The sequence below is a fragment of the Viridibacillus sp. FSL R5-0888 genome (assembly GCF_038009105.1).
In the GTDB taxonomy this organism is placed as follows: Bacteria; Bacillota; Bacilli; order Bacillales_A; family Planococcaceae; genus Viridibacillus; species Viridibacillus arenosi.
In genome coordinates this window covers 1637484-1649551 of the sequence record NZ_JBBPAU010000001.1, presented here as the reverse complement: position 1 = coordinate 1649551, position 12068 = coordinate 1637484, and the positions used below count along the sequence as shown (strand labels likewise).

Genomic DNA, 12068 nt, shown 5'->3' with positions numbered 1-12068 from the left:
TTATTCCAATCTTAGTTTCCTCAAAGTGTGCAGTAACTTTACATTTATTTAAATGTTTAATCATGTAACCCCCTATCTTTATAAATATAACATCAAAAATGAACGATTTAATTAATAGTAAGATTGTTAGCCAATTGCCCTTCTCTCCATTTTTTGAATGAATAATATATTACAAATGGGGGTGAAAAAATGGATAACTGTAATAACTGCAATAAACAATCCTGCTTATGTGGAAGACAAATAGGCCCTTTCAGAGCTGTTGAACTCTGTGGAATTCCTGGCGTGTCTCCTATACCAATAACAACAACATGTAGTGGTTTATGTGAATACGGATATATATATAATCTAGGTGCTGAGGTTGTAGCTATAGATGCTGATATTATTTTTGATTCAACAGGCATAGTTACACCTGGAATTACCCACGTTCCAGGAACCTCTCAAATTATTGTTACCACACCGGGAATCTACGAGATTAATTTCGTCGTATCAGGTGTTCAGTCTAACCAGTTCACACTATTTTTAAATGGCTCACCGGTTACGGGAACAACCTATGGTTCAGGGGCTGGCACTCAACAAAACACTGGTCAAGCAATAATTTCTTTAGCATCCGGTAGTAGTCTTACACTTAGAAATCATTCTTCTGCTGCAGCAGTTACTCTGCAGACTTTGGCAGGAGGCACACAAATAAACGTAAATGCTTCTATTGTACTTAAATTGTTAAGTCCAATTATCTAGAGATAAAATACTCGGTATGATTTTCTTCATTTCAATACTTCAAAAGAATAGATTCTCCATTAGTTAGGAGTGATAATCCTTAAGCGCAGGAATTACTCCTCTCCTCTTTTCTTTTCAGATTTATTCACCCTCCCTGAACAAAGTCTTTCAAATATTCATTCAATATATTGATGAAATTTAAAATTCAACTTTGGTCCTGTTTAAAATAACCTTCCACTTACTCAACTAAACTGCCCATTTAGTTGAATAAGAAAAAAGTGCTGTCTGAACAGCTCAATGATCTTCATACTAAAGCACCCGTTAGGTTAAGTACATTTCTTCAAATTCTTATCTTTAAATAAAATGAGCAAAAACAAAATTGTTACGTCTTAGTAAAACTAAAGGTTGGTTAGTTCCACCGCCAATGCATGTGGACTATCCAGAAAAATAATATTTTTTAAAACTGACAAACCGTTCTCCAGTTTAATGCTGGGGATTTTTAACTGTTCCATTAATAAAATTTCGAGGTATTGTTATGGACATATTTTCATGGTTATTAAATGGAACAAGTTTGTTTTATTTTTTACCTTTGATGAATTTATTAATAGTTTTTATTGTAATATGTGTAAGAATCTACGTTTTAAAATTCATAAAGACTCTTTTTCACCTAAAATATTTAAAATTCTTTTGATACCTGTTGTACTTTTAGGATTCATTATCTGGGTTATTCCAATGAACATGGGATTTTATGAGTTTTTTAGAGCGATGTTTTAATTGCTCTTTTTTCATTTCCAAAGAATATGAACTATACAAACTTTTTACAACTCAAAATATAAATTATATAATTGGTCACTTCCGATAGAGTGGCTTTTTAATGTCTTTTTTTCTCAAAATGTTCAGCACTATCTCCTCTGTACTCCCAATCACCTTCCGACATTAATTCATAGAATATTAGTGAATGAACAGCTTTCTTAATTTATAAGTAACAAACGCCTATAACTTACGGAAAACTAAAATATTACGGAATGGAGGTGACAAAAAAATGGATCCAGAAAAATTGATTTGTGACAGTTGCTGTGAAAATAACCAAGTTCTTTGGCCCCGTATTAAAGCCATTGATATAGGTTCTATTCAACCTCCTCCAGTTGTTATCCCTGAAGGAACTATTATTCCAATAATAAATAGATATTTCTTTATTGTTACAGAAGATATTGATTTAACAAACGGAGCAACCATTCCTGCAAATTTATTTACAGATGATAATAACAATCCATTAACAGAATTCAAACTTTTTAATCCCAATGGATATGTCAATCTTTACATCAACGCTGTGATGCAAGAGGGCGGTGCGTATAAAGTAACCCCAGATTCACTTATCATTAACCCATTTAATGGAACAATTTTTGCTGGAACTCCCATCATTATAGAATCATTGGGATTCCAACAAATGTGATATAAAATCTTCTAAACTAATGGTACTTCCACAAGATTTTTTAATGTGTTAGCAGCAAATTTAACAGTTGCTGACGGTACTACAGTTCTTGCAACTGCCTTTCTAGATGATAGCGAGAATGCAGCTACTGCTTTTCCGGTAGTAACAAATGGTTACTATAATTTTTATATAAATGGTGTACTACAGGTAGGCGATTCGTATACTGTTTCTACTACAGAGTTAACTTTTAACGGTGTTACTGGCACAATTACAGCAGGAACTCCATTGGTAGTAAAAGCTGTAGAATTAGTTACACAAACTTAGTGATTAATAATTAACAACCAAATCATAAGTTTTAATTGTGTAAGCTTTCTAGCCTTTCTTCTATTTTTAATGCTTAAGGTCACTTTTACCCAAGTGACCCTCCAAGCCTATTTGAGCAGTTTATTATACTCCAACTAAATGAAGATTTTCCAGGGATTATATGTAAACATTTCATCTATATTACGCTAGTTATTTAAATTTCAATAATAATAATTTAGCTTTTCACCCTAATAAAAAGATACATAAAAAAACAGACTTTGATCACTTCAAATCAAGTCTGTTTAATTGTATTTAATTGGATTTCATACATCATTTCACATCACTTTTACTTTTATTACCGTGCCACGATTTTGTTATATTAAACTCTGATAATAATCCAAAAGAGCATGCATTTTAATCATTATATAATCGTATTATAAAACATTCTGATTTTAACACTCTTGTATTTGTGTAAACTCGGTTTTCTTAGATATTGTAACTTCTTCGGATTCTTCTTGTTCTTGTGCTAAATATCTAATTGTTGCTGGTAAGAGGTATTTATTCACCGCAGCAGCAAGCTTTTCTGCTGGAACTACTATCTCCATTTTTCTCCCCCCACTTTTCGAAATGTACCATTTTATTTTATGTAATGGATTGTTAAAAGGTCCCTGATGTTGTGATTGTTAACCAAAACTGGATTTGAAAAATAATAGCTTCAAGTTCCGGCTATTCGAATACCTTTTATAATTTTTTTCTGAGGTGAATTTTTTAATGGAAAATAATTTAAGAACAGTAGAATATGAACGAGTTTCTACTGATGAACAAGCGGTAGAAGGATACAGTTTAACCTCTCAGCAAGAAAAAATAAGAAAATTTATAGAATCCCAAGGAAACTGGGATTTAGTTGACACATATATCGATGATGGATATAGTGCCAAAGATTTAAATCGTCCTGCTATGCAAAAATTAATCGAAGATGCTAAAATGGGGAAATTTGATGTAGTAGTCTTCTATAAACTCGATCGCCTAGTTAGATCAGTTAGTAGTCTTCATACACTTCTCAAAACATTTGAAGAAAATGGAGTTATGATAAAGAGTGTTACTGAAGTATTTGATACCACTTCGGCGTTAGGAAGATTCTTTTTGACTCTTGTGGCTGCAATGGCTGAATGGGAACGCGAAACAATATCTGAACGTGTATTATTAAATATGGGGAAAAAAGCGGAAGTTGGAGAAAGAAATGGTGCAAAAGCTCCTTTTGGGTATAAGAGTATAAATTCAAAATTGGAAATACACGAGGAAGAAGCCATTTTAGTAAAAGAAATATTCCGACTTTATAATGATGGTAAAGGCTTACGCTCAATCGCAAAATATTTACAACAACTTAATATTGATAAGGATATTCGAACAATTTCTAGAATGCTTGAAAACCCCATATATTGTGGAAAAGTAAGATGGGGACATAATTCGAATAGAATCGAAACAATTATTATTAAAAGTGAACACATACCAGCGATTATAAGGGAAGAAACCTATGATGAAGCACAAAACCGAAGAATAGCTAATACAAAAGAAGGAAAAAAAGCAACCTCACCTTACCCATTTAGTGGTGTTTTACGATGTGCTAGATGTGGTTCAGCGTTGTCTGGACAATTTAAAAAAGAAAGAGGTACAAAACACTACATTTGTATCGGGAAAAAAAATAAGGGAACATGTGATTTGCCAATATTCACCGAAAAAGCACTTATTAGTGAATTTCTTAAAGGATTATCTACTGATAATCCAGAAAGTTTCATTAATTCAATAGTACCTAATCTGGAAGAATCAGTCTCAGTACAAAATAATGATTTAATAATTGCTGAAATTGAAAAACAACTCAATATAATCAAAAAAAGAAAGAAAAATTGGATGCTAGCTCTTGGCGATGGGATAATGACCCATAAAGACTATTCTGAGATGATGTCACAAGTACTTAAAGAAGAAAACCTATTAATAGAACAAGTGAAAAATCTTTCGTCTAAAAAAAATGTAAAAGATACATCGCAAATAATCGAACATGCAAAAAACATTTCTGCAATGTGGGATAGAGCTAGTGATAACGATAAAAAGAACTTTATCAATATACTTTTTGAGGAAATAGTAGTGGATGTTCCAAGTGATTATAGACGTGGCAGAGGAAATTCTCCTTCCGTGGATATTAAAGAAGTTAAATTACGATGATACATAAAGAACCTCTTAAATATTACATTTCATTTAAAAGGTTCTTTTAGTCACACTAGGTGTAGCGATGGCGATGAACTTATTTGGTCATGGTATTGCTTTATCAAGTGATTTTGTCATTCAAGGTGCTCCTAAGCTTACTGCTGATGCAGCTGGGTTACCAGTCGGAGATGTCATTTCCGCAAGTATTCCACTCGTCATTGTAATGGGTCTTGTTACGACTATTACTGCGTTTATATTATTAAAACGTGATATGAAGCGCGGTACAATCGAATTAACTGGAACAAACGATTCAAATGAAGAACAGGAAAAAGATGAAAAATTGCTCACTCTTAGACAAAAGCAGTTCTTTGCAATTATCATTCCAATTGCTTTCTTAGCAGATGTCGTAGCAATGTCCATTTTAAAGTTGCAAGGTGGGGATGCGACAGCATTAATCGGCGGTACTGCCGTCTTTATTTTACTCATTCTATCCGTTCTAGCCCACAAAAAACAAGGACTTGAAAAGACTACAAGCTATCTAATACATGGCTTCCAATTTGGTTTTAAAGTATTTGGACCTGTTATTCCTATTGCTGCCTTCTTCTATCTAGGTGATTCGGGTTTCACAAAAATCATCGGTGACTTTTTACCGAATGCCTCTCACGGTATTGTTAATGATTTAGGTGTTGGATTAGCTTCCGTAGTTCCTTTAACGAAGGAAATTGCAGCCGTTACTTTATCAGTCGTTGGCGCAATTACTGGATTAGATGGTTCAGGATTCTCAGGTATTTCATTAGCAGGTTCCGTCGGAAGCTTGTTTGGCAATGCAATTGGAAGTGGCGCCGATACTTTAACTGCGCTCGGACAGATTACAGCAATCTGGATCGGTGGCGGAACACTTATCCCTTGGGCACTTATCCCCGCTGCAGCAATTTGTAATGTTAGTCCATTCGAACTTGCACGTAGAAATTTAGTGCCTGTTATTACTGGATTAGTCGTCACAACCATTGTGGCAATGTTTTTGATTTAATCCTGACGAACGGATGCCAGCCATTCATATTATTTAAGCGCTCGTAAATAATATAAATGGCTGGTATATTAATTTTGAGTGGCTATATTTATTTCTTTATTATCACTACCATAAATAACAATATTATATGGTTCTTGATTAATAGAGCTAGTGTCTCCTTGAGTTGTTATAAACATCTTAATAGCCTTCTCAATTTTTTGAGCTTCTTCTATAGCCGCCTCATCTGTAGGGTTAATAGACGTATTTATGAGAAAAGATGATGGTGGTTCAAATAAAGAATAACGAATATCTTTTATTTTCATTTCGTCTTTACCAATGAATTCAGTGTTTATTTTATTTATTATAGCTTGCCATTTAAGGGCAATTTCTTCTTCTTGAGCATCTATTGAATATGTTTTAATCAAATAGGGCTCGAAATTATTTTCCTTTACAATGCTTTGCACTATTTTTTTCATTACACCAGTTCTTGTTTCCTTATCTGATGCAACCAATATAATCATATTCTGAACATCATTATTATTAACAGATACCGATATCAGCTTATAATCTTGTAACCTTGCGTCATTCTTTATATTATTCTGTAATTGTTTTGCCATCAAATTGGTTTCTTGATAAATCATTGTATTCAGAGATACATTCTGAAGATCTTGAACAATTTTTAGTTTATAATCTGTAAGATCAAATGAGCTTAACAGTGAATTAACTTCCTTTTCTATCGCTTTTTCCACTTTCAAAGGATTTTGTTCTGATTTATCTATATTAATAACAATGTTTTTCTTAGGCGCAACTATCGAAACATTTTCGAATGGATAGTTTTTAGAAAGCAATCTTTCTGTTATTATTTTGACTATATCTTTATTTAAAAGTGTTGGTTCATATATTAAATTTAAGAAAGGTGTCTTGGCAAAAGCATTATTTATAGTTGGAGAAATAGATGCTGAACCAAATAGCAATACACCGGCTAGAACTGCTCCGCTTATGTAAAATTTCATGGACTTTCTATTTTTCTTTCCATTAGTAGTGAACTCAATTTTTAACTTATTCTCATTCTTATTTTGTATAAAAACGACCTCCCTCTTTAATAAAGTATTGAATTACTTAGATACTTCGTGCTCTATTTATACTAGCAAAAATTGAGTACGAGCTTTTGTAATATACAGTAGTTTATGTAGGAGTGCCTGTCCTTATCATAGAAATGTAAATTACAATAACTACTTTAAAAAAACTAGCCTATTAGCTAGTCAACTGGTTTCAATTTAAATAATCATTCTACTCAAAAAGATTTTCTTTACTCAAGACTTATCTTAGTGTTCTCTATCCAACAGTTTTCTACCTTCAACTTATTATATTTTCCTTTTAAACTAACCATTACTTTATACTCTTTGGCTTTTTCAAAAATTATTTCTTGAGAATGTTGTAATCTTATTTGTAGACTGTCCTCTGTTATCATAACAAAGTCAAAAACCTTCTTAATCAGTTCAAAATCATTGTTCGAAAAGTTACCACTAATCTTAATTCTATTGATACCCTCAATATTATTTTCTAACGCATTTGGCACCATGTATTTACCCATAAAATCTCTTGTTTTTTGATTTATCATTTGTTGAAAACCAATTTGCAATGGAACTCCTTCAAAGAAGTTTAAATAACTATTTTGCCATGGTAGCGTTTTTGAGAATAGATTGAAAAGAAATTTTATTTTAATACTTTCTGGATTTGTAATAGATATCCCTTTACTTTGCATGTCTTCACATAATAAATCTATATCTGCTACATCAATCATTAAACAAATGAGCCCTCGCTCACCTTGGTTATAGGCATTGACCCATTCTTCTTTCCATCCTCCTCCATCTTCTCGCAATAGGTTAACCATTTCGAAATATTCTTTTCCTATCCAAATATTCGATACTTTAAAACCTTTCGTCCCCTTCCCTTTATTTGGATTGTAAGGTAAACCTATACTACGAATGGCAGTTACCTGTTCTCCTTCTTCCTGATATTTGCTATCTATATTAATAACTAAATGATCAATTTTCATCCAACATTCTCCTTTTCAAGAAAATTAATAAGCAGAAAATTATACACTCAAAATTAAATATTCAACATTGACTATATGATTATTTTTTTTCCTCTCCAAAAAGGAGGAGCATTTATTCATCAAAAAGCTTTAAGATATCTTCAACTAATGTAATTTGCTGTTTGACAATTTTAATCATATTATTAGAAACCAATTGGATCATTGCAGGTAGTTCACCATCTAAATATTTTTCCTTAACTTCTAGACCAATTTCTAATGACTCTAACTCGTTAACTAATTTTTGTAATTGTTGCTCTAATGCTTCCCGTGATTTCTCAGTAGGTAATTTATCTATAAATGATAATCCAGAATATAGTGCTGTTGGATATGGTATTGAAGATGTTTTAATGGCTTTGAAAATCAAGTCTTGCAGATATGATTGACCTTTATCAGTTATTTTATATATTGCTTTTTGTCGCAAACCTGTTTGTTCCATTCGTTCTATTTCAATATATTTATCTTTTTCAAGTTTTTTTAGTGCATGATAAATTGATCCAACGAGTACACCTGACCATCGCTCCACATCATTTTCTTGTAGCATCATTTGAATATCATAACCAGACATAGGTCGGATATCTAACATACCTAAAACTAGTAATTGAGTCATAATAGACACCCCCAAAAATTTATACTCTACATTGAGTATTTTACATTTAGCGCATATATATGTCAATAAAAGTAAAATGTAAAAGTATTCAATACAAATACGACTGCTCATTATTTCCCCAATAAACAGTCGTATTTTTCAGTAATTATCTTTTTAGACTAAGAAGCTCTTACGCTCTTGCCAACATCCGTTCAAGCGCTTTGATTGCGTCTTTCGTCGTATCTTCATCAACCTGAATAACATTGATATCTTCACTATTGACAATGCTCTCTAAGCTCCAAAGTAAGTGTGGTAGATCAATACGATTCATAGTCAAACAAGGACACATGCTCGGATTGAGCGAAACGATTTGTTTGTTTGGGTGGTTTTGAATAAGTCGGTTAACAAGATTCATTTCCGTACCTATTGCCCATTTACTACCTGGCTTGGCATTCTCAATTGCGTCTATGATGTATTTTGTAGAGCCGTTATCATCCGCAAGTTCGACTACCTCTCGTGAACATTCTGGATGAACGATGATGCGTATTTCTGGATCGCATTCACGAAGATCGGCGATATTTTGGACTGTGAATTTTTCATGAACGGAACAATGTCCTTTCCATAAAATCACTTTGATGTCTTCAACTTCCCCTTCATACTCAAGCTTATCGTTTATCGGGTTCCAAACAGCCATTTGCTCAAGTGGAATGCCGATATCGTACGCTGTATTTCTACCGAGATGTTGGTCTGGTAAAAACAAAATACGCTCTTTTTGTGTAAATGCCCATTTTACCATTGAATGAGCATTTGATGACGTCACTGTTGCACCACCATTTTTTCCAACAAATGCTTTAATAGCTGCAGTTGAGTTGACATATGTAAGTGGTACGATTGTGTCACCAAGTATCTCAGTAAGTGCGTCCCATGCACGATCCGTCTGGAAAATGTTCGCCATATCGGCCATTGAACAGCCTGCACGCATGTCGGGTATGTAAACTTTCTGATGGACATTCGTTAATATATCAGCCGTTTCTGCCATGAAATGCACACCACAAAAAACAATGTGCTCCGCTTGTTCATTAGCTGCACAAAGTTGTGCTAGTTGCAGGGAGTCTCCCGTTACATTTGCAAACTGTATTACTTCGTCTTTTTGATAATGATGCCCTGGTATGAAAAGTTTCTCCCCGAGCTTTAGTTTAATTGCTATAATGCGTGCTTCCATTTGCTCAGTCGTTAAATTCCGGTAAGTTTCTGGTAATGTTCCACTTTTTTTCTCTTCAAAATAGTGCATGATGGACATGTCGATTCCTCCATTATTTAGTGCTATTCTTAATGTTTGCGCTAATATCTAGCGCCTTTACAGAATGTGTTAAATAACCTAATGATATATAGTCTACACCCGATTCCGCATACGCTCGGATTGTGTCATTTGTAATCATCCCAGATGCTTCTGTAATGATTGTATTAGGTACAATTTGTCTCCATTCTGCAATGGTTTCAGGTTTACAATTATCAAACATGATAATGTCTACTTTCGAGGTGATCGCTTCTTGTAATTGCTCGAACGTTTCAATTTCGACTTCAATTTTAACCGTATGTCCTAGTGAAGCTTTTACAGTTTCAACTGCTTTCGTAATTGAGCCGGCAAAGGCAATGTGATTATCTTTTAACATGACTGCATCATATAATCCATTACGATGATTACAACCACCACCTGTACGAACAGCGTATTTATCCAACATACGTAATCCTGGCATCGTTTTCCTCGTATCACAAATTTTCGTTCCTGTTCCTCTAACTTTCTCCACAACCCGATTTGTTTCAGTCGCAATGGCACTCATTCTCTGAATTAAATTTAAAATGACACGTTCGCTTTTCAACAAACTATGTATAGGTCCTTTTGCCGTTGCAATGACAGTTCCTTTTCCAATTGAATGACCGTCTTCTACATAACAATTTACTGTCAAATTTTGATTTACAATACGTAACCCCTCTTCAATCACCTTTTTCCCACAAAAAATACCGTCCGTTTTTGCAACAATATCCAGTTCTCCAATCATCGTTTCAGGAAATAAAAATTCACTTGATAGATCACAATCTCCTATATCCTCAATATAAAATTGCTCAAGCATTGACTTCAACTTGATGGTATTCATTTTGTCGTTCCCTCATTTCGGTTCCTTTTTTTGATTGGACAATATGAATTTGTCCCCATCGTTCATCCTCAGAAGGATAATCTTCTCGATTGTGAGCTCCTCTGCTTTCTTTCCTCAGCTGTGCAGAAGTTGTTATCAATTTCGCAACTTGCAGCATAAACAATAGTTGTAAAGTTTCGTTACTATACTCATCCAATGACAAGTCATTTAATATCGATTCGTCATATTTACTTAACCAATCATTAAGTATTTTAAGTTCTGAACTAGTCCGAATAATCCCTGCATACGCCATCATTTTTGCACGCAGTTCTTCTTTGTCAGGTAACAGTGGTACATTAACCGTGGTACTATTCGAAGGATTATAAAAAGGGATTTCCATTTCTTTTTGAATCAATTGTTCATTCAAATGATTAGCTAACATTTTGCCATAATGCAATCCCTCCAACAAGGAATTACTTGCAAGTCGGTTGGCGCCATGAACACCTGTAGAAGCTGTTTCACCAATTGCATACAACCCGTCAACCGACGTTTGCCCTACCGAATTAACAACAATTCCTCCCATCAAAAAATGGCATCCCGGTGCAACCGGAATTCTTTTTTCCTTTAATGACACGCCATTAGACTGACACATTGCTGTAATTGTTGGGAATTGCTCTTCGAATCGATCAATCATCGATATGTCCAAATAGACTTCTTTTTTAGCCAGTCGCTGTTGAAATAGTTCTTTGGCGACGATATGTCTTGGGGCTAAGTCTTCCATAAGATGTTTACCAGCCATTATGGACTGTCCTGATTCCTCTATTAGACGGGCACCCTCTCCCCTTACTGCTTCAGAAATCAAACCCGCTGTTTTCCCTTTAAAATAGAGAAGTGTAGGATGAAATTGAATGAATTCCATATCTACAATATCTGCACCTGCTCGATAAGCTAAAGCAATTCCATCACCAGCTACTGAAGGATCATTTGATGTAATAGAAAATAATCCGCCAATGCCCCCCATAGCTAAAATTACTTGATGACCAAAATAAGATTCATTATGTCCATTTTCGTCCTTGGCTTTAATACCGATACACTTTTTCGTAGTAGGATGAATAATCAGTTCATAAACAAACCGATTTTCTACGATATCAATATCGGTCCTTAGTGTTGAATTAAGATGTTCCATTATGTATTTCCCAGTTGCATCACCGCCACAGTGGACAATCCTTTTCTGCCCATGAGCGCCTTCCATTCCTAAAGCTAATTGACCTTTGTCATCTTTATCAAAATCAAGTCCACTTTTTTTCAACTGTTCTATTAGTTTAGGGCCGTGTTCAACGAGATTATGTACTTCCTTTTCATTTTGAAATTCGCAACCTGCTTTAATCGTATCTTGAAAGTGAAATGCTGGTTTATCCCCTTCTCCTATAGCTGATGCGATGCCACCTTGTGCTCGATAAGAATTATTGGCTCTTTTTGTGGATTTTGTTATAACGAGTATACGAAATTGATCGCTTAGATGATTGGCTAGTTGCATGGCAGCGATTCCGCTACCGACAATGATGCAGTTGTACATCTTCAATTGTATC

General features: G+C 34.2%; 11 protein-coding genes and 1 pseudogene. 5 read left to right on the top strand and 7 right to left on the bottom strand.

Annotated elements, in window-relative coordinates; genetic code table 11:
- The first annotated feature begins 189 nt into the window (after nt 1-189).
- The 3 genes from MKY02_RS08170 to MKY02_RS08160 all read left to right on the top strand — a co-directional run bounded on the left by MKY02_RS08170 (nt 190) and on the right by MKY02_RS08160 (nt 2470).
- Nucleotides 190-735, top strand: coding sequence for a BclA C-terminal domain-containing protein (locus MKY02_RS08170; RefSeq protein WP_076034612.1), 546 nt, complete (start codon nt 190-192; stop codon nt 733-735).
- A 1021-nt stretch (nt 736-1756) separates the two neighbouring features.
- Nucleotides 1757-2167 carry a DUF4183 domain-containing protein gene (locus MKY02_RS08165; RefSeq protein ID WP_076034613.1) on the top strand — a complete coding sequence of 137 codons (411 nt, stop codon included), beginning with the start codon at nt 1757-1759 and terminating at the stop codon, nt 2165-2167.
- Nucleotides 2168-2212: 45 nt separating this feature from the next.
- A complete protein-coding gene (locus tag MKY02_RS08160) occupies nt 2213-2470 on the top strand; it encodes a DUF4183 domain-containing protein (protein WP_081730092.1) in 258 nt (85 codons plus the stop codon).
- A gap of 431 nt (nt 2471-2901) precedes the next feature.
- Here the strand turns inward: MKY02_RS08160 and MKY02_RS08155 are convergent, their stop codons facing one another.
- Nucleotides 2902-3054: a hypothetical protein gene (locus MKY02_RS08155; protein WP_155981187.1), complete on the bottom strand. Its 153-nt coding sequence runs from the start codon at nt 3052-3054 to the stop codon at nt 2902-2904.
- 166 nt (nt 3055-3220) lie between these two features.
- Between MKY02_RS08155 and MKY02_RS08150 the strand changes: the two genes are divergently transcribed.
- Together MKY02_RS08150 and MKY02_RS08145 are read left to right on the top strand one after the other, a co-directional pair.
- The gene (locus tag MKY02_RS08150) at nt 3221-4669 is read left to right on the top strand and encodes a recombinase family protein (RefSeq protein ID WP_340710949.1); all 1449 of its coding nucleotides are present in this window, start codon (nt 3221-3223) and stop codon (nt 4667-4669) included.
- Between the two features lie 46 nt (nt 4670-4715).
- Nucleotides 4716-5681 (top strand): annotated as a pseudogene (locus MKY02_RS08145) (hypothetical protein); the annotation flags it as partial.
- A gap of 68 nt (nt 5682-5749) precedes the next feature.
- On the opposite strand, the gene MKY02_RS08140 reads toward MKY02_RS08145, so the two are convergent.
- The 6 genes from MKY02_RS08140 to nadB form a co-directional block, all read right to left on the bottom strand.
- The gene (locus MKY02_RS08140) at nt 5750-6673 is read right to left on the bottom strand and encodes a DUF4030 domain-containing protein (protein WP_038185548.1); all 924 of its coding nucleotides are present in this window, start codon (nt 6671-6673) and stop codon (nt 5750-5752) included.
- Between the two features lie 296 nt (nt 6674-6969).
- Nucleotides 6970-7719 carry a hypothetical protein gene (locus tag MKY02_RS08135; RefSeq protein ID WP_038185551.1) on the bottom strand — a complete coding sequence of 250 codons (750 nt, stop codon included), beginning with the start codon at nt 7717-7719 and terminating at the stop codon, nt 6970-6972.
- Nucleotides 7720-7831: 112 nt separating this feature from the next.
- A complete protein-coding gene (locus MKY02_RS08130; RefSeq protein ID WP_038185554.1) occupies nt 7832-8365 on the bottom strand; it encodes a PadR family transcriptional regulator in 534 nt (177 codons plus the stop codon).
- A gap of 169 nt (nt 8366-8534) precedes the next feature.
- Nucleotides 8535-9644 carry a quinolinate synthase NadA gene (nadA, locus tag MKY02_RS08125; protein WP_340710948.1) on the bottom strand — a complete coding sequence of 370 codons (1110 nt, stop codon included), beginning with the start codon at nt 9642-9644 and terminating at the stop codon, nt 8535-8537.
- Nucleotides 9645-9657: 13 nt separating this feature from the next.
- Nucleotides 9658-10500, bottom strand: a complete 843-nt coding sequence (gene nadC, locus MKY02_RS08120; RefSeq protein WP_340710947.1) for a carboxylating nicotinate-nucleotide diphosphorylase — start codon at nt 10498-10500, stop codon at nt 9658-9660.
- Nucleotides 10469-12055 carry an L-aspartate oxidase gene (gene nadB / locus MKY02_RS08115; RefSeq protein ID WP_340711685.1) on the bottom strand — a complete coding sequence of 529 codons (1587 nt, stop codon included), beginning with the start codon at nt 12053-12055 and terminating at the stop codon, nt 10469-10471. The genes nadC and nadB overlap by 32 nt, the downstream gene beginning before the upstream one ends.
- Nucleotides 12056-12068: the final 13 nt, after the last annotated feature.